Source organism: Brevibacterium permense, from assembly GCF_013280495.1.
GTDB lineage: Bacteria > Actinomycetota > Actinomycetes > Actinomycetales > Brevibacteriaceae > Brevibacterium > Brevibacterium permense.
Genome location: NZ_JABSSX010000001.1, coordinates 442,516 through 459,841 on the forward strand (window position 1 = coordinate 442,516; position 17,326 = coordinate 459,841).

The window sequence follows — 17,326 nt, forward strand, 5'->3', positions numbered from 1 at the left end:
AACACCCCGACACACGCACCGCCCTGTCAACCGAAACACCCCGGCACACGCACTACCACGCCATCCGAACCATTACGTCACACGAGCACAAAGGAGTTCCCATGACCGTCACCTTTACCGCCGGCCCACTGACCACCCAGCTGTGGGACCGCGTTCGCCCCATCGTCGAGCAGATCGAAGCCCTGCCGTTCCTCGCCCAGCTCGCCGACGGCAGCCTCGGTGCGAAGGCGTTCGCCAATTACATCTCGCAGGACAGTCTCTATCTCAACGGGTATGCGAAGGCCATGTCGTTCCTGGCCGCGAAGACCGTCGACCGTGACGAATCCCGATTCTGGGCCGGATCTGCCGCCGAGGCGATCACCGTCGAAGAGGAGATGCACGCAGAGCTGCTCGCCGACGCCCGACTCGCCTCGGCGTTAGAGGAACTCACCGCGGAAGGCTCCCGATTCAAGGCCTCCCCGACGACGCTGGGCTATGTGTCCTTCCTCGTGGCCACGGCCGCCAGCCGATCCTACGGCGAAGGCGTCGCCTCAGTGCTGCCCTGCTTCTGGGTGTACGCCCACATGGGCAAGGTGCTGGTCGACCAGGCCGGCCAGATGTCCGATGACCACCCCTACCGCACCTGGGTGCAGACCTACGACTCACCGGAATTCGACGAATCGACCCGGCACGCCGTGCACATCCTCGAACAGGAACTCGCGAAGGCCCCGAGCGAGGAATCCGCCCGCATGCGAGCCGCCTTCGAACAGGCCTGCGTATACGAACTCCACTTCTGGGCGTCGGCCCACGCGATGCAGAACTGGGACGTCTCCGTGTTCCTGCCCCAAGAAGTCACCGTCTGATCCCGGGGAGCATCGGATCTCCTTCGCCGAGGCGGCCCTGACCTCTGGTCGGTCACCTCGGCGGGAGGGCGGGAGCGTTCCCACCCCTGCGGTCGGGATGGATTGCAGGGTCACCTCGGCGGGGTGGCCGTCGCCGACGACGTGGTCACCTCGGCGGGGTGAGTCTGTGATAGAAGCGCCAGACGGCGAGTCCCGTGGCGGCGAGGAAGACGGCCGTCGGCACGACGGTCAGCCATTCCGGCATCGTCGCCGAGCGAGCTCCCTCGGTGATGATGACGAGGATGGCTGCGATGAGCAGTGCGGTGAGTCCGGCGGTGATGCGCAGGAGTTCCATGAGGCAGTCGACGAGGTAGGTCTTGTCGCCTCGCTCGATCCAATACTCCTTGTGTGGGGCATTGATGAGCGAGATCGGCAGTTTGGCAATCAACGGCCGGATCGACATGAGGGTGGGCAGGCCGAGCCCCACGGGCACGAAGATCCCCAGAAGTCCGGCCTTCGACGTCCAGTCGTCGGGCTGACCGCCGGAATCGAAATGGGTGGCCACGGTGTCCGGGGCCTGCACCCAGAACCAGACGCAGAACGCGAGGAAGACGAGGATCGAGAGACACGCAAAGATGAGCGCGGCGGTTCCACTCGGTGGGTTCCGATGCGGTTGAGAAGGGGAAGGCATGTTGTCACTCTAACAACAGCTGTGCGCAACTGGCCTGCGGCGATCGTCCGGCAGGTTCGCTCCGACTGAGGCAACGGAGGTTCGTCCCGGCCGAGGCAGCAGAGCCTCAGGCTCGGGATGCGCCCGAGGGATCTTCCGGGTAGTGAGTGAGCGGTCCGAAGGATCCGAGCACATGCCAACCGCGGCGCAGGGCGGTCCAGAGGAGCACGTGATCGACCTCGATGAGGGGCACTCGGTCATGCTTCGGGCAGGCGTATCGTCCGATGACGAAGACGATCGTCGCGAACATCACTGCGATCATGAATAGAATCAGAAGATCCATGGCGGCCCCCTCACACCCTGAGACGAATGCTTCTCTTTCAGTCTCGCCCCAAAGTACCGAGAAAGATAGGGGTATCCCACCTGGTGAGCGCGAAGGTGATCAAAAGCACGCCGGAGTGAGACGAAGCTCGCTTCAGCGGCCTCAGAAGGCCTCAGACGAAGCTCGTGGCCAGGCTCTCGGCGGCGGCGATGACGGACTGCGCGGCAGCGCGTCCCTGCTCGTCGGTGATCGAGGACGGGAAGGTGAAGCGCACACTCGTCTGCGCAACCTCGGCGGCGATCCCCAATGCCGTGAGCACATGCGAGGGCTCGTCGGAGCCGACCGCGCAGGCCGAACCACTCGACGCCGTCACCCCGCGGCGTTCGAGCTCGAGCAGCACTGCCTCTCCGGAGGTGTGCGAGAAGCAGAACGACGCATGGTTCGGAGTCCGAGTCTCCCGACCGTCAGACCCGGCCGTGCCCGCCGCGCCTGTGAGGAACGCCCCGGGCACGCTGTCGACAACAGCGGCGATGAACTCATCGCGGACGGCCCGGACTCGATCGGCGGCCTCACGCCGCTCCGCCTCGGCGAGTTCGAGGGCCGTGGCGAACGCGACGGCCAGGGCCACGTTCTCCGTGCCCGATCGTCGGCCCGACTCCTGCCCGCCGCCGTGGATGAGCGGTTCGACGGGGACGCGGGCGCGGATCGCGGCGACCCCGATGCCCTTCGGCGCTCCGACCTTGTGCCCGGCCAGGCTGAGCGCGTCGACGCCCAACCCGGTCAGCGGCAGCCACCCGGCCGCCTGCACAGCGTCCGTGTGGAAGAGAGCACCGGCCTCATGGGCGATTCCGGCCAGGGTCGGAATGTCCGCGACGGTGCCGATCTCATTGTTCGCATAACCCACGGTCACGAGCACGGTGTCGGGGCGCACGGCCGCGGCCAGCGCCTGTTCGGTCACGGTCCCGTCGGAGGTCGGGGCCACCTCGGTGACGGTGAATCCGTGGACGCGGGCCAGGAACTCGACCGAGGCGAGCACCGCTTCGTGTTCGATGGGGGAGGTGACGATATGTCGCCGAGGCGGCACCGCGGTCCCGGCCCGACGCTGGGTCTGAGCCCGACCCTGGGTTTGGTGCCCGAGGGCCATGCCGATGATCGCGAGATTGTCCGCCTCGGTGCCGCCGCTGGTGAATGTGATGTCCGTGGCGCGCATTCCGAGCACCTTCGCCACCCGAGCCCGGGCGTCGGTGAGAGCGTCGGCGGGGCCGCGACCGAACTCGTGATGGCTCGACGGATTGCCGAACGCGCCGGCCAGATACGGCCACGCGGCTTCGAGGGCCTCCCGGCGTACGGGGGCCGCGGCCGCGGTGTCGAGGTAGAGGCGCCCGGTCATCTCAGGCCTCGAGGGTCAGGTCGAGACCGAGATCGATCGCACGGACACTGTGGGTCAGCGCGCCCGATGAGATGACGTCGACGCCGGTGGCGGCGATCTCCGGGATCGTCTCCAGGGTGACATTGCCGCTGGCCTCGACGACGGCACGACCATCGATGAGTGCGACGCCGTCGCGCAGCTGAGCCGGGGTGAAGTTGTCGAGCATGATGACATCGGCGCCGCCGTCGAGCACCGCGGGCACCTGGTCGAGCCGGTCGACCTCGACCTCGATCCTCGTCGTATGCGGCAGACGGGCACGGGCGGTGCGGATCGCCTCGGCGACGGACAGCCCGGCACCGGTGAGCACGGCGAGATGATTGTCCTTGGCCATGACCGCATCGGAGAGCCCGAAACGGTGATTGTGCCCGCCGCCGCAGACCACGGCGTGCTTCTCGAAGGCACGCAGGCCCGGGGTGGTCTTGCGGGTGTCGACGATGCGTGCGCGCCCGGCAGCGGCATCGACAAAGGCGTAAGTCTGGGTGGCGATTCCGCTCATCCGCTGGCAGAAGTTCAATGCGATCCGCTCGGCCTGCAACACCGCTCGTGCAGGGCCCGCGACCGTGGCAAGCACCTGACCTGCGGTGAAAGAGTCTCCGTCGGCAGCGGCGAGGTCGACCGTGACGTTCGGGTCGACGAGGGCGAAGGCGCGGGCGAAGACCTCGATTCCGGCGAGCACCCCGTCGTCGCGGGCACGCAGTTCGGCCCTCGCCGAGGCGGTGGCGGGGATGAAGACCTCGCCGGTGATATCGCCCCAGGGCGCGTCTTCGTTGAGGGCTGTGCGCAGTGCGGAATCGATGGTTGATGCGGTCAGCATGCGGTGGCCTCCTGAAGCAGAGCGGTGGGCGAAGTGGCGGTGGACGGCGCGGTCGTCGACGACGTGAGTGTCGTGTCGGTGCGGGTATGCGCGCCGAGGCTGTGCTCGCGGGCCAGGGCATGCCGAGCCATATGTCCGGCGATGAGGGCGAGATTCGCGGTCTCGAGTGCCTCGATTCGGGCCGCAGCCGGGGCGGTTGGGTGATCATCGGCGTTGCGGGCGCCGTTGGTGGTGCTGCCGGCATTGCGGGCACCGTTGGTGGTGCTACCGGCATTGCGGGCACCGTCACCGAGGCGGTCGAGCAGGGTCCGCAGCCCCGCGGCCGTGCGCTCCACACCCAGATGAGCCCAGGTCAGGGCCTGCAGCTCGGTTCGTGTCAGTGCCGTCTGGTGGAATGAACGGAACTGGAGGAGTGGGAGTTCATGGTCTCTGTTGACCGGCAGTGCGTCGATCGCCGCGGCGGCGCGGTCGGCGAAGACCGCGCCCTCGAGCAGAGAGTTCGAGGCCAGCCGATTGGCGCCGTGGACTCCGGTGCACGCGACCTCGCCGACGGCGAAGAGTCCCTCGATGCTCGTGCGACCGTCGCGGTCCGTGGCCACCCCGCCCATGAAGTAGTGGGCGGCGGGAGTGACGGGAATGAGATCCCGGGACAGATCAAGTCCTTGAGAGGCCAGACCGGCGGTGATGCTCGGGAACTTGGCCTTCACATCCGGGACGGCCCGCGCATCGAGGAAGCACGGACGTCCGTCCTGCTCCGCCTGGCGCCGGTGCAGGGCGAGAGCGACGACATCACGGGAGGCGAGCTCGGCACGATCGTCGACATCAGCCATGAAGCGGCGGCCCCGCTCATCGAGGAGGAGAGCGCCGGCACCGCGGACGGCCTCGGAGATGAGGAAGCCGGGGCCGACAAGGGCAGTGGGATGGAACTGGAAGAACTCGAGATCGGCGACCTCGGCACCGGCACGGATGGCAGCGGCCAAACCGTCTCCGGTAGCAGCTGCAGGGTTCGTCGTGTGTGCGAAGAGCTGTCCAGCACCGCCGGTGGCCAGCACGATCGCATCGGCAGCCCGGGTCTCGACGCTGCCGTCGCGGAGCACGGTGATCCCGGTGGCTGTGGCGACTTCGGTGGCTCGACCCGGGCGGCGATCGTCGTCGCTGGTGAGGATGTCGACGAGCATCGTGTCCTCGAGCAGGGTGACTCGCCCTGCGGCGACCTCGGTGCGCAGCTTCTGCGCCAGGGCGGTGCTGATCGTCTGTCCGGTCGCATCGCCTCCGGAATGGAAGATGCGCGGGTATGAATGCGCCCCCTCCATTCCCCTGGCCCAGACTCCGGCCGGGTCGGTGTCGAAGTCCACCCCAGCCTCGGCGAGGGAGACGATCGCGTCCGAACCGGCTTCGCAGAGGGTGTGCACGGCTTCCGGATCACAGTGTCCGGCACCTGCGGTGAGCGTATCGGCGACATGAGCGTCGACCGTGTCATCGGGGCCGATGACACCGGCGATGCCGCCCTGCGCCCACTCGGTGTTCGACTCGCCGAGGCGATCCTTCGTCACGAGCGTGACCGTGTGACGGCCCGACAGGCGCAGTGCCGCGGTCAGCCCCGCGATTCCGGAGCCTGCGACGATGACGCGGCTCATCAGATCCGCGGCTTCGCGGCGAGCATCCGCTCCAGGGACACGCGGGCGGGATCGGCCACCTCGGCGTCGACGGAGATCTGGTTGACGACCTGTCCGTCGATGAGGGATTCGAGGACCCAAGCGATGTAGCCGGGGTGGATGCGGTACATCGTCGAGCACGGGCAGATGACGGGATCGAGGCAGAAGATCTCATGCTGCGGATGCTCGGCTGCCAGCCGCTGGACGAGGTTGATCTCTGTTCCGATGGCGAACGTGGTCGGTTCGGTCGCCTCGGCGATGGCCTTCGTGATGTACGCGGTCGACCCGGCTTCATCGGCGGCCTCGACGGTCTCACGCGGGCATTCGGGGTGGACGATCACGCGCACGTCCGGATGGTCGGTGCGGGCCTTGGCGATCTGGGCCGGGGTGAAGCGCTTGTGCACGGAGCAGAAGCCCTGCCACAGGATGACGCGGGCCTCACTCAGGGTCTGTTCGTCGTTGTTGCCCAGCGGCCGGGCCGGGTTCCACAGCGGCATCTCGTCCAGACCGATGCCCATGTTCACCGCGGTGTTGCGGCCCAGGTGCTGGTCGGGGAAGAACAGGACGCGCTGTCCGCGTTCGAAGGCCCATTCCAGGACCACCTCGGCGTTCGAGGAGGTGCACACGATTCCGCCGTTGCGGCCGCAGAAGCCCTTGATCGCGGCCGAGGAATTCATGTAGGTGACGGGGATGACCGGGACGCGACCGTCGGCATCGGGTTCGGTGCCGAAGAGTTCGGTCAGCTGCTCCCAGCAGTCCTCTACCTGATCGATGCTGGCCATATCGGCCATCGAACAGCCGGCGGCGAGGTTGGGCAGGATGACCGACTGCTCCGGTTTCGACAGCAGATCGGCGGTCTCGGCCATGAAGTGGACACCGCAGAAGACGATGGCTTCGGCCTCCGGATGATTCTGGGCAGCCCGGGCCAGCATGAACGAGTCGCCGATGTAATCGGCGTGTTCGACGACCTCGACCCGCTGGTAGTGGTGGCCGAGCATGACGACGCGATCACCGAGGGTGGCCTTGGCGGCGCGGATGCGGGCGTCGAGCTCCTCCGGCGAGGCCTGCTTAAATTCGTCGGGAATATCGCCCTGACGTGGAGCGGCGACCGGGATCGGGTCGGCCATCGAGGAACCGGGACCGTAGCCGGGGCGTTCGTCGACGTCCCACGGCGCATCGAGCAGCTCCGTCGAGCACATGTCGTCGTTCGCGCCCGAAGCAGAGATGTCCTTGAGGGTGAGTTCGATCGAAGCTGTCGTGGTCATCATCGTCCTTCGCTCGGTGGGCGGAACCCGCGCCTCGCACGAGGTGAAACCGCCCGAAATGTTTTGCGCACTTGTGCGTTTATTTCTTTGCGCAGATTTGAGCTTAATCCTGGGGGCGGGCAATATACAACTCGGAGGTCGATGGCTCTGCGCTTCGGCGGTCGATGGCTCTGCGCCAGGTGATGCAATAGGCTGTGGTCTGGCTCGCAATCCGAGTCGATGCGCACTGCGGTGGGCGCCCCCGTGAGAGTCACCGAGGCTTCGGACCGAAGCGTCGGCCTCGCCCCGCCCGCGCCGGCACCGACGACATCGCTTATCCGAAGGATTCTCATGCCCGAAGCGGCACATTCGAACCAGTTCACGTCTTCCTCCACCGCCGACGCTGCGGGCAACGCTGCTGCCGGTGGCAATGCCCCGGCCGGCCCCGGCGCGACGGCGGGCCCCGGCACGACGGCGGGCGCCGCCTCGGCGGAGCAGCCGGCCCCGTACGGTGGTCCGGTGTCCGCACCGGCAGCGCCGCCTCGGCGAATCCGGACCCTCGATCTCATCAAGGCCAAGGCCGAGGGCCGGCGGTGGGCGATGCTGACCAGTTACGACCAGTACACGGCGGCCCTGTTCGAACAGGCCGGGGTCGAGGCCTTGCTCATCGGCGACTCCGCGGCGAACAACGTCTACGGCCATGCGACCACCCTGCCGGTCACCGTCGACGAACTCATCCCGCTGGCCCGGGCCGTCGCCTCGGCGACGAGCCGGGCACTCATCGTCGCCGACCTTCCATTCGGCAGCTACGAGGTCTCCGATGAACAGGCCGTGGCCACGGCCGTGCGATTCATGAAGGAAGCCGGAGTCCACGCGGTCAAACTCGAAGGCGGGGCGCGGATGGCCTCGCGGATCAAGGCGATCACGACGGCGGGCATCCCGGTCATGGCGCACATCGGCTTCACCCCGCAGGCCGAGCACAACCTCGGCGGCTACAAGGTCCAGGGCCGCGGCGAAGCCGGCACGGCGCTGCTCGACGACGCCCGCGCCGTCGCCGAGGCGGGCGCTTTCTCCGTGGTCATGGAGATGGTGCCCTCCGGGCTGGCCGGCCAGGTCACTGCCGAACTGACGATCCCCACCGTCGGCATCGGCGCCGGTGCCGACTGCGATGCCCAGGTCCTCGTGTGGCAGGACATGGCTGGCCTGCGCACGGGGAAGGCTCCGCGCTTCGTCAAGCGCTACGCCGACCTGCATTCCGTGCTCACCGAGGCGGTCGGCACCTATGTCGACGAAGTGAAGTCCGGGGTCTTCCCCGAACCCGAGAGGAGCTTCGACTGATGGAGGTCGGCGGCATCCAAGCACTGCGCCGGTGGCGGGCCGAGCAGTTAGGCCGCGTCGGACTCGTCCCGACGATGGGCGCCCTGCACTCCGGGCATCAGGCGCTCATGACACGTGCCCGCACCGAATCGGATCTCGTCGTGGCCTCGATCTTCGTCAACCCCCTCCAGTTCGGCGCCGACGAGGACTTCGTCCAGTACCCGAGGCCGATCGAAGAGGATCTGAAGAAGTGCGAAGAGGCCGGAGTCGACTTCGTCTTCGCTCCGGCGCTGGCCGAGATGTACCCGTCCGCACCCGAAGTGCGTGTTGTCGCCGGGCGTATGGGAGCCGTGTTCGAAGGCGCGGCCAGGCCCGGGCACTTCGACGGCGTGCTCACCGTCGTGGCGAAGCTCTTCACTCTCATCGCCCCCGATGTCACGGTCTTCGGTCTCAAGGACATTCAGCAGTTCGTCCTGGTCAAACGCATGATCGCCGATCTCAACTTCGATATCGAGCTCATCGGTCTGCCCGTCGTCCGGGACGCCGACGGGTTGGCCATGTCGAGCCGCAACTCCTACCTTGCCGCCGACGATCGAGCCCGTGCCCTGGCGATTCCGCGGGCCCTCGATGCCGCCGCCGAGGTGGCCGAACGGGGCCGTGGAACGGCCGAGCCCAGCGCCGGTGGCGGCAGCAGCGGCGGTAGCACAGGTGCAGGCCTGCCGGCCGCCGTCGAAGCGGCCGCACTCGCCGAACTCGAATCGGCGGCCGAGCGCGGCGATCTCGAGATCATCTACTGCAGCCTCGTCGAGGCCGCAACCCTGCAGCCGTGCCCACCGGACTTCACAGGGTCCGCACTCCTGCTCGTCTCGGCGACGGTCGGCGGGGCTCATCTCATCGACAATCTGCCGCTGGAATTCTGATGTGAGAGGCGATTGTGATCGGTTTATGACGATTCTATTGAGTGATCGACATATGCCTATGTAACTGACCGAGATGTGGCGACATCTGTGGTTTCAAATGTCGGCTATCCGTCGCCGGACCCTTGTTCTCAGTGTTCTCTGAGAATAGACTCAAAATCAGCAAGAGGAAATAGAACTTGTCGATTTGCTGAGTTCGAAGGAGATAAGCGACATGCAAGGTATGGATATCTGGTCGGTCCTGGCGAAAGTCGGACTGGCAATCGTCATTCTCATCGTCACCTGGATTCTCGCCGCCATCGTCAAATGGGCGATCGGCAAACTCGTCACCAAGGTCCCCGCTCTGCAGCGGGACGGAAGCAATGGTCAGCAGATCGGCAAATCGGTCGGGCAGATCGCCGGACTCGTCATCTGGCTGCTCGGACTCATCGCCGTTCTCCAGCTGTTCAACCTCGATCAGGTGCTCTCTCCGCTGCAGGGTCTGCTCGATGGAATCTTCGGGTTCCTGCCGAACATCATCGGCGCAGGATTCATCTTCTTCATCGGCTACGTCTTCGCGAAGATCGCCAAACAGCTCGTCCAGACCGCGCTCAATGCTGTGGATCTGACGAAGCTGACGTCGAAGTTCCGCTCACTCGGCGACAAGGCCACCGGGGTGGCCGAAGGTGCCGGACATGCTCAACCGCAACCCGGTGCCACCCAGCAGTATCCCGCACAGGGTCAGCCGGGCGGTCAGCCAGGCATGCCGCCGCAGGGTCAGCAGGGCATGCCGCCGCAGGGCGGCCACCCCGGCCATGCGCCGAACCCGGACGCGGAGGCGAACGCGAAGATCTCGAACCTCATCGGCAACCTGGTCTTCGGGATCATCATCATCGTCGTTGCGATCTCGGCGCTGCAGGTTCTCGGCATCAGGGCGATCTCGGAGCCGGCCCAGCAGATGCTCCAGATCTTCCTCAACGCGATCCCGCTCATCATCGCCGCCGGCATCCTGCTGGTCATCGGCTTCGTCATCGCCAAGTTCCTCGGCAATCTGCTCGAGCAGATCCTCCAGGGCATCGGCACCGACAAAGCCATCAATGAGATCGGGATCGTGCCCGAAGGCACCAGTGCTTCCAATGTGATCACCCGTCTCGTGCAGGTGGCCATCATGATCTTCTTCGCGATCATGGCCGCTCGGATGCTCGGATTCCCCGAGATCACGAACATCCTCAATGAGATCCTCGACCTCGGCGGCAGCGTGCTCTTCGGCGCTGCGATCATCGCCGCAGGATTCCTCATCGCCGCGATCATCGGCAAGTTCATCACGAACAACCTCGCGTCCAAGGTGCTGCGCTACTCGGCGATCGCCCTGTTCATCGCGATGGGCCTGCGTTACATGGGCCTGGCCGATTCGATCATCAACCTCGCCTTCGGAGCCGTCGTCATCGGCGGTGCCGCGGCAGCCGCTCTGGCCTTCGGCCTCGGCGGACGTGACGCGGCCGCGAAGGTGCTCGACAAGGTCGACCTCGCCGAGGCGGCCGAGAAGCACAATCCCGACGCCGCGGACAGCTCCACCCCGGGGACCGCAACGCCGACCACCGGAAACGGCGGTGGCAGCGGAAGTGGGGGAGCCTCCTCGGCGAATGAGAGCTGAGTGAGCGTCTGCGCACCGAACCGAAGGGGCGGGACAGCCGAGGATCGACCTCGGTGCCCCGCCCCTTTTGTGTGCTCGGGGAGTCCGCGCTTCAGAGGGGGATCGCGATGACCGCGATGCCGATGATGAGCAGGATGACGGTGGAGGCGGCTTCGATGACGAAGTCGGCACTGCGGTGAGCCATCGCCGATGCGGCGAGGCTGGCCAGGCATGCGAGGACGAGCTGGTAGGACAGGAGCACGCCGAGGATCAGAGCGACGAGCACCGTGTAGTCGACGCCGGTCGGGGAGGCGGGCACGAGGGTCGGCAGGATCGCGAGGAAGAACAGGCCGACCTTCGGGTTGGACAGCGAGGAGATGATGCCGCGGCGATAGGACACGAGCGAGCGCAGGTGGCCCCATGAGGTCGTCTCCATGGCGTGGGCGATCTCCGTGACGGGGCCGTCGGGAGTGCCGGAATCGGCGGACGCTGCGGGCCCGGACGATCCGGCCCTGGCCGATGCGGGCCCGGTCGACGACGCGGGGGAGACATCCGCGGTGGGGTCACCAGCCGCCTCGGCGGCCTTCAGCTCACGGCGCAGGCGAAGGGCCTGCCGACCGGCGAGGACGCCGAGGAGGCAGAGATAGAGGCCGCCGCCGATCTTGAGCACTTGGACTGCGGCAGGGTAGACGGTCAGCAGGGCGGAGACGCCGGTGAGCGCGAGGATCATCCAGATCACGGTCCCCGTGGCCGTGCCGAGCGCATAGACGAGCCCGGCCTTGCGGCGCAGCGAGGACAGGCGGATCGTCAGGATCGTCTCGGGGCCGGGCGTGACGGCAAGCGCGGCCGCGGCTCCGGTGATGGTGAGGATCTCGGGTCCGGTCACGGCACTCCTTCGGGGGTGAGGACGGTCAGCGGGGATGAAGTATCACGGTGGTCTGCGATGTCGGCGGAGCCGAGCACCATTCTGCCGGAAACGATCAATCGGGAAAAGCAATTGATCGTGAACGATCATCAGGTCATGCCTAATGATATTTCGGGTGGTCGGCGACTACTCTTGAGGGCATGTGGGATCTCAATCGTCTGCGGGTCTGGCGGGCCGTCGCGGCCACCGGCTCCGTGGTCGCCGCGGCGAAGAACCTCAACTACACCCCGGCGACCGTCAGCCAGCACATCACCACCCTGCAGAAGGCCGTCGGGGCACCGCTCTACCGGCGGTCGGGCCGCGGCATCGAGATCACCGAACTCGGCCGACGCCTGGCCGATGACTCCGCGGAGGTCTTCACCGCTGTGAGCCGCCTCGATGATCTGGTCGAGGGATTCCGCAACGTCAGCAGGCCCCGGCTGCGGATCGCGGCGTTCACCTCGTTCAACGCGCGTCTGCTGCCGGGCATAATCGATGCTGTGGCCCGGGATCATCCGAATCTGCGATTCGACATCCAGCTCAACGAGCCGGCGAAGAATCGGCGCGGGCACTGCCTCATCGAGATCCGCGCCGAAGCCCCGCAGGACGGGGAGAACCACCTGCCGGAGATGACGCGGATTCCGCTCTTCGACGATGACTATCGGGTCGTGGTTCCCGAGGGGCACCGGTTCGCGAGTCGTCAGTCCGTGCCGTTCATCGATCTCGAGGACGAGCACTGGGTCGACTACGACATGTGGGCCGGGCCCTCGAGCAAGGTCGTCGACCATGCGTGCGCCGCGGCCGGATTCGAACGCAAGAGCTTCGCCGCTTGCGAGGACGACTTCGCGGCATTGGCTCTCATCGCCTCAAACATGGGCATCACGGTTCTCCCGCGTCTCTCGACTCTGCAGCTGCCGCCCGGCCTCGTCGCCGTCGACCTCACCGACCCCATCCCGCAGCGCCGAGTCGTCATGCACATCCGGGAGAAGGACGCCCACCTCCCGCACGTCCGCGCCTTCGCCACCGCGACGGAGGAGGCAGCAGCAACCCACCTCACCACCCCCTAATTGCTACCTGACGGCGGCCCAGCAACCTGGCGCGAGGTTGCTGGGCCGCCGTCGGGTAGTCCTGGGAGGGGAGATGCGCTGTTCCTCATAGTGGGCTGAGACCTTGTGCCAAGGGCGGTGGGATAGGCTGTTGGGGTGAGTTCTGAAATCGAAATCGGCAGAGGCAAGCGCGGCCGTCGCGCCTATTCGCTCGACGACATCGCCATCGTCCCCGCTCGGCGCACCCGTGACCCCGAAGACGTGTCCCTGACCTGGCAGATCGACGCCTACCAGTTCGAGCTGCCCTTCATCGGCGCTCCCATGGATTCGGCCATGTCGCCGGAGACCGTCATCGCCCTCGGCCGATTCGGCGGGCTCGGCGTCCTCGACCTCGAAGGACTGTGGACTCGGTACGAGGACCCCACCCCGCAGTTGGCCGAAATCGCCCAGCTGCCGGCAGAGATGGCGACCTCCCGGATGCAGGAGCTCTACTCCGCACCAATCCAGGCCGAACTCATCACCGCTCGCCTCGAGCAGATCCGCGAAGCCGGAGTCACCGTGGCAGGTGCACTGACTCCGCAGCGGACCCAGGAGTTCTACAAGACCGTCATCGACGCCGGAGTCGACATCTTCGTCATCCGCGGCACTACGGTCTCGGCCGAGCACGTCTCGACCCACACCGAACCGCTCAACCTCAAGCAGTTCATCTACGAACTCGATGTGCCCGTCATCGTCGGCGGAGCCGCCACCTACACCGCGGCCCTGCACCTCATGCGCACCGGTGCCGCCGGCGTCCTCGTCGGCTTCGGCGGGGGAGCGGCGGCCACGACTCGCAAGACCTTGGGCATCCACGCCCCGATGGCCACAGCCGTCGCCGACGTGCACGCCGCCAGGCGCGACTATATGGACGAATCCGGCGGCCGCTACGTCCATGTCATCGCCGACGGCGGACTCGGCACCAGCGGTGAGATCGTCAAGGCCTTCGGAGTTGGTGCCGATGCCGTCATGCTCGGCACAGCTCTGGCCCGGTCGACCGAAGCCCCCGGCCGTGGAATGTACTGGGGCGCCGAAGCCCACCACCCGGACCTGCCGCGCGGCCACCGCGTGGAACTGGGCACCGTGGGCAGCCTCGAACAGGTGCTCTTCGGCCCCGGACGCACCGCGATCGGGGAACTCAACCTCGCCGGTGCCCTGCGTCGTGCGCTCGCCACCACCGGCTATCTGGACCTCAAGGAGTTCCAGCGCGTCGACGTCACCGTCTCGCCGTACCAGACTGGTTCGGTGGTCTGAGTTGTTCCGCTTGGCACTGACCCCCAAATGGTTGGGGTCTCTGCTCCTCGTCCTGGTGCTCGTCACCTGCTTCGTCGGACTCTCCGCGTGGCAGGTCGATCGAGCCCGGTACAAGAACGATGTCACAGCTTCTGCCGGAGTCGATGAAGTCAAGGACTTCAACGATGTCATGAATGCGCAAGCTCCGATGCCCGGCATCCTCGCTGACCAGCGCGTCAGACTGTCCGGGCAGTGGATTCCCGATGCGCAGGTCGTCGTCCCCGGTCGTATGCAGAACGATGAGTCCGGCTATTGGGTGGTCACGATGTTCGCCCCGGACGGAGCTCGCCTCGGAGATGGTGTCACGGTCGCTGATGCCGACGAGAAGACGATCGCGATACCCGTCGTCCGTGGTTTCACCACCGACGAACACACGGCGATGACCTCGGAAGCCCGCGGCGGCCAGGTCGAACTGACCGCGCGGATCGGACCGATCGAGGGGCCCGTCGAGGGCAATGATCTGCCCGATGGGCAGGTGCGCACCGTCTCGACCTCGCAGATCATCAACATGTTCCCCGACCTGCTCACATACTCCGGCTTCCTCATTCCCGAAACTGCAGGTGGGGCGGCCGCCTCGGTGGGCACCGACGGCCTCGAACAGGTCCCGACCACAACTACGCGGGACGAGGGAGGGTTCGATCTGCAGTCGGCGGTCTACGCCCTCGAATGGATCATCTTCGCGGCCATGGCCCTCTACATGTGGTTCCAGCTGCTGCGCGATGACTACGTCCGGCGCCGACTCGGTGAGGACTCCCAGGATACGGAGAAGAGCGTCGAGTATGTTGTCGTCAAGCCTGCAGGCGACGCGACCATCGCCCCCGAGGTGATGTCCGGACTCACCGGATTGCCGGCCCATCGTCACGGCGGGCAGAAACCCGGAAAGAAGTCCGGGAAGAGATCTGCAAAGACGGGCGGCAAGACAGACGGGTCGACCTCGACCACCGATCCCGCCGACGCCGACCCGACCGACACTTCCACGACCGGAGGAAACTGAGCGTGAGCGAAGAACACGAGTCCTTGGACTCCCGCCCCGACTTCGACGAGAACAACGTGTGGAGCGTCAAGCGCTTCACCTCGGCCCGCAATGCGCTGAAGTTCTACCGGGTGATGGCGCTCATCACCGGCACGATGCTGCTTATCCTCACGGTCGAGATGATCTACAAATACCTCATCGCCGCCGACCCGGCCTCCGCATTGAACTTCAACGGCTTCAACCTCGCCGCGGCTATCGCGATCTGCCACGGCTGGTGCTACGTCGTCTACCTCATCGGCTGCTTCTGGCTCAACCAGCAGATGCGCTGGAGCCTCGGCCGGTACCTCATCCTCGCACTGGCCGGCGTCGTGCCCGTGATGTCGTTCATCTTGGAGCGCCGCATCCACCGCCAGGTCGACGCCGAGCTCGAAGCCGCCGTCGTCGTCGCCCCCAAGTCCTGAGACGGACCCCACCTTCGCCGAGGCGGCCCACCGACCCGTGGTCATCCGCGGTGGCGGAACCGGCCCGGCCCTTCCTCGCCGAGGCGGCCCGCCGACCCGTGTCCGTCCGCCCTGCGAGGGGGCCTGACCCGAATTCGGGCGTCCGGTCACCGACGCTTAGAATTGGATCATGACGCAATCCCAGAGCACGCAGGTGCCCCCCGTCCTCGTCGTCGATTTCGGCGCCCAGTACGCCCAGCTCATCGCGCGCCGCATCCGCGAAGCCGGCCTGTACTCGGAGATCATCGCCCACGACGCCCCGGCGTCCGAGTTCGCCGCGAAGAACCCCATGGCCATCGTGCTCTCCGGGGGACCCTCGAGCGTCAACGACGCCGGCGCCCCGAGCTTCGACACGTCCGTGTTCGACCTCGGAGTGCCCACGATGGGCATCTGCTACGGCTTCCAGCTCATGTCGACCGCGCTCGGCGGACGCGTGGCCAAGACCGACAAGCGCGAATACGGATCGACCCCGGTGTCCGTGTCCCAGACCGGCTCGCTGCTCGCCGAGACCCCTGAGAACTACAAGGTCTGGATGTCCCACGGGGACTCCGTCGCCGAGGCGCCCGACGGCTTCGACGTCCTCGCCTCCACCCCGGACACTCCCGTCGCGGCCTTCGAATGCGCGGCGAAGAGGTTCGCCGGCGTGCAGTGGCACCCCGAGGTCCTCCACTCGGAGAACGGGCAGAAGATCCTCGAGAACTTCCTGTTCAACGTCGCCGGCCTCGAAGCCGACTGGACGAACGAATCCGTCATCGACGAGCAGGTCGAACTCATCCGCGCCCGCGTCGGCAACAAAAAGGTCATCTGCGGCCTGTCCGGCGGAGTCGACTCCTCCGTGGCAGCAGCGCTCGTCCACAAGGCCATCGGCGACCAGCTCACCTGCGTGTTCGTCGATCATGGGCTGCTGCGTCAGGACGAACGCGTCCAGGTCGAGAAGGACTACGTCGATTCGATCGGCGTCCGCCTGGTCACCGTCGATGCGCGTGAGCAGTTCCTGTCCCAGCTCGCCGGGGTCACCGACCCGGAGGAGAAGCGCAAGATCATCGGCCGCGAGTTCATCCGCACCTTCGAGACCGCTGCCGCCGACCTCGTGCTCGAGGCTCAGGAAGGCGAGGGCGAGGAGATCGCGTTCCTCGTCCAGGGCACCCTCTACCCCGATGTCGTCGAATCCGGCGGCGGATCGGGCACGGCGAACATCAAGAGCCACCACAATGTCGGCGGTCTGCCCGATGACATCCAGTTCCAGCTCATCGAACCCCTGCGCGCCCTGTTCAAGGACGAGGTCCGCGCCATCGGCCGCGAACTCGGCGTGCCCGAGGTCATCGTCTCCCGCCAGCCGTTCCCCGGCCCCGGACTGGGCATCCGCATCATCGGCGAGGTCACCGAGGAGCGCCTGAACATCCTGCGCAAGGCCGATGCGATCGCCCGCGCAGAGCTGACGAAGGCCGGCCTCGACGGAGAGATCTGGCAGTGCCCGGTCGTGCTCCTGGCCGATGTCCGCTCCGTCGGCGTCCAGGGCGACGGCCGCACCTACGGCCACCCCGTCGTGCTGCGCCCGGTCTCGAGTGAGGACGCGATGACCGCCGACTGGACGCGCATCCCCTACGATGTGCTCTCCGTGATCTCCAACCGCATCACCAACGAGGTCGACGACATCAACCGCGTCGTCCTCGACGTCACCTCGAAGCCTCCGGGCACGATCGAATGGGAGTGATCCTCCGCGACCGTTGAGGGCACTGCGCGTGTGAACGTGCGGATACCCTCGCCGAGGCG

General features: G+C 66.6%; 16 protein-coding genes. 9 read left to right on the top strand and 7 right to left on the bottom strand.

Translation table 11 applies throughout. From position 1 onward, the window contains the following. The first annotated feature begins 101 nt into the window (after positions 1–101). Positions 102–842, top strand: coding sequence for a TenA family protein (locus tag HK353_RS02090; RefSeq protein WP_173151768.1), 741 nt, complete (start codon positions 102–104; stop codon positions 840–842). Between the two features lie 145 nt (positions 843–987). Here HK353_RS02090 and HK353_RS02095 read toward each other — a convergent pair whose 3' ends face one another. The 6 genes from HK353_RS02095 to nadA all read right to left on the bottom strand — a co-directional run bounded on the left by HK353_RS02095 (position 988) and on the right by nadA (position 6,976). Beyond that, positions 988–1,512: a DUF1648 domain-containing protein gene (locus HK353_RS02095; protein ID WP_173151770.1), complete on the bottom strand. Its 525-nt coding sequence runs from the start codon at positions 1,510–1,512 to the stop codon at positions 988–990. Positions 1,513–1,618: 106 nt separating this feature from the next. Continuing rightward, positions 1,619–1,834 (bottom strand): hypothetical protein, encoded by a 216-nt coding sequence (locus HK353_RS02100; protein WP_025776844.1) that lies wholly within the window; start codon positions 1,832–1,834, stop codon positions 1,619–1,621. A 151-nt stretch (positions 1,835–1,985) separates the two neighbouring features. After that, on the bottom strand, positions 1,986–3,203 hold the full coding sequence (locus tag HK353_RS02105) for a cysteine desulfurase family protein (protein WP_173151772.1): 1,218 nt from the start codon (positions 3,201–3,203) through the stop codon (positions 1,986–1,988). Position 3,204: 1 nt separating this feature from the next. Beyond that, the gene (gene nadC / locus HK353_RS02110) at positions 3,205–4,056 is read right to left on the bottom strand and encodes a carboxylating nicotinate-nucleotide diphosphorylase (protein ID WP_173151773.1); all 852 of its coding nucleotides are present in this window, start codon (positions 4,054–4,056) and stop codon (positions 3,205–3,207) included. After that, complete coding sequence (gene nadB, locus HK353_RS02115) at positions 4,050–5,693, bottom strand: L-aspartate oxidase (protein ID WP_173151775.1); 1,644 nt, start codon at positions 5,691–5,693, stop codon at positions 4,050–4,052. Before nadB ends, nadC begins: the two co-directional genes overlap by 7 nt. Continuing rightward, positions 5,693–6,976 carry a quinolinate synthase NadA gene (gene nadA / locus HK353_RS02120; protein WP_173151777.1) on the bottom strand — a complete coding sequence of 428 codons (1,284 nt, stop codon included), beginning with the start codon at positions 6,974–6,976 and terminating at the stop codon, positions 5,693–5,695. Before nadA ends, nadB begins: the two co-directional genes overlap by 1 nt. A gap of 330 nt (positions 6,977–7,306) precedes the next feature. Here nadA and panB point away from each other — a divergent pair, with 330 nt between their 5' ends. The 3 genes from panB to HK353_RS02135 all read left to right on the top strand — a co-directional run bounded on the left by panB (position 7,307) and on the right by HK353_RS02135 (position 10,822). Next, on the top strand, positions 7,307–8,293 hold the full coding sequence (gene panB, locus HK353_RS02125; RefSeq protein ID WP_245395711.1) for a 3-methyl-2-oxobutanoate hydroxymethyltransferase: 987 nt from the start codon (positions 7,307–7,309) through the stop codon (positions 8,291–8,293). Further along, positions 8,293–9,192: a pantoate--beta-alanine ligase gene (gene panC / locus HK353_RS02130; RefSeq protein ID WP_173151779.1), complete on the top strand. Its 900-nt coding sequence runs from the start codon at positions 8,293–8,295 to the stop codon at positions 9,190–9,192. The genes panB and panC overlap by 1 nt, the downstream gene beginning before the upstream one ends. Positions 9,193–9,403: 211 nt before the next feature. Further along, entirely contained in the window at positions 9,404–10,822 is a 1,419-nt protein-coding gene (locus HK353_RS02135; RefSeq protein ID WP_173151781.1) for a mechanosensitive ion channel, read from the top strand. Between the two features lie 91 nt (positions 10,823–10,913). On the opposite strand, the gene HK353_RS02140 is transcribed toward HK353_RS02135, so the two are convergent. Further along, entirely contained in the window at positions 10,914–11,687 is a 774-nt protein-coding gene (locus HK353_RS02140; RefSeq protein WP_173151783.1) for a LysE family transporter, read from the bottom strand. A gap of 179 nt (positions 11,688–11,866) precedes the next feature. Here HK353_RS02140 and HK353_RS02145 point away from each other — a divergent pair, with 179 nt between their 5' ends. From HK353_RS02145 to guaA, 5 genes are all read left to right on the top strand, one after another. Continuing rightward, positions 11,867–12,772: a LysR family transcriptional regulator gene (locus HK353_RS02145; RefSeq protein ID WP_173151785.1), complete on the top strand. Its 906-nt coding sequence runs from the start codon at positions 11,867–11,869 to the stop codon at positions 12,770–12,772. A gap of 135 nt (positions 12,773–12,907) precedes the next feature. After that, the gene (locus HK353_RS02150; protein ID WP_173151787.1) at positions 12,908–14,041 is read left to right on the top strand and encodes a GuaB3 family IMP dehydrogenase-related protein; all 1,134 of its coding nucleotides are present in this window, start codon (positions 12,908–12,910) and stop codon (positions 14,039–14,041) included. 10 nt (positions 14,042–14,051) lie between these two features. Continuing rightward, entirely contained in the window at positions 14,052–15,074 is a 1,023-nt protein-coding gene (locus HK353_RS02155; protein WP_236853141.1) for an SURF1 family protein, read from the top strand. Between the two features lie 2 nt (positions 15,075–15,076). Continuing rightward, positions 15,077–15,514 carry a DUF3817 domain-containing protein gene (locus tag HK353_RS02160; protein ID WP_062862137.1) on the top strand — a complete coding sequence of 146 codons (438 nt, stop codon included), beginning with the start codon at positions 15,077–15,079 and terminating at the stop codon, positions 15,512–15,514. A 169-nt stretch (positions 15,515–15,683) separates the two neighbouring features. Then, positions 15,684–17,267, top strand: coding sequence for a glutamine-hydrolyzing GMP synthase (gene guaA / locus HK353_RS02165; protein WP_173151789.1), 1,584 nt, complete (start codon positions 15,684–15,686; stop codon positions 17,265–17,267). Positions 17,268–17,326: the final 59 nt, after the last annotated feature.

Excerpts from the sequence above, each read along its gene's own strand:
- HK353_RS02090 (WP_173151768.1), top strand. The coding sequence starts at position 102 with ATGACCGTCACCTTTACCGCCGGCCCACTGACCACCCAGCTGTGGGAC.
- HK353_RS02095 (WP_173151770.1), bottom strand. The coding sequence starts at position 1,512 with ATGCCTTCCCCTTCTCAACCGCATCGGAACCCACCGAGTGGAACCGCC.
- HK353_RS02100 (WP_025776844.1), bottom strand. The coding sequence starts at position 1,834 with ATGGATCTTCTGATTCTATTCATGATCGCAGTGATGTTCGCGACGATC.
- HK353_RS02105 (WP_173151772.1), bottom strand. The coding sequence starts at position 3,203 with ATGACCGGGCGCCTCTACCTCGACACCGCGGCCGCGGCCCCCGTACGC.
- nadC (WP_173151773.1), bottom strand. The coding sequence starts at position 4,056 with ATGCTGACCGCATCAACCATCGATTCCGCACTGCGCACAGCCCTCAAC.
- nadB (WP_173151775.1), bottom strand. The coding sequence starts at position 5,693 with ATGAGCCGCGTCATCGTCGCAGGCTCCGGAATCGCGGGGCTGACCGCG.
- nadA (WP_173151777.1), bottom strand. The coding sequence starts at position 6,976 with ATGACCACGACAGCTTCGATCGAACTCACCCTCAAGGACATCTCTGCT.
- panB (WP_245395711.1), top strand. The coding sequence starts at position 7,307 with ATGCCCGAAGCGGCACATTCGAACCAGTTCACGTCTTCCTCCACCGCC.
- panC (WP_173151779.1), top strand. The coding sequence starts at position 8,293 with ATGGAGGTCGGCGGCATCCAAGCACTGCGCCGGTGGCGGGCCGAGCAG.
- HK353_RS02135 (WP_173151781.1), top strand. The coding sequence starts at position 9,404 with ATGCAAGGTATGGATATCTGGTCGGTCCTGGCGAAAGTCGGACTGGCA.
- HK353_RS02145 (WP_173151785.1), top strand. The coding sequence starts at position 11,867 with ATGTGGGATCTCAATCGTCTGCGGGTCTGGCGGGCCGTCGCGGCCACC.
- guaA (WP_173151789.1), top strand. The coding sequence starts at position 15,684 with ATGACGCAATCCCAGAGCACGCAGGTGCCCCCCGTCCTCGTCGTCGAT.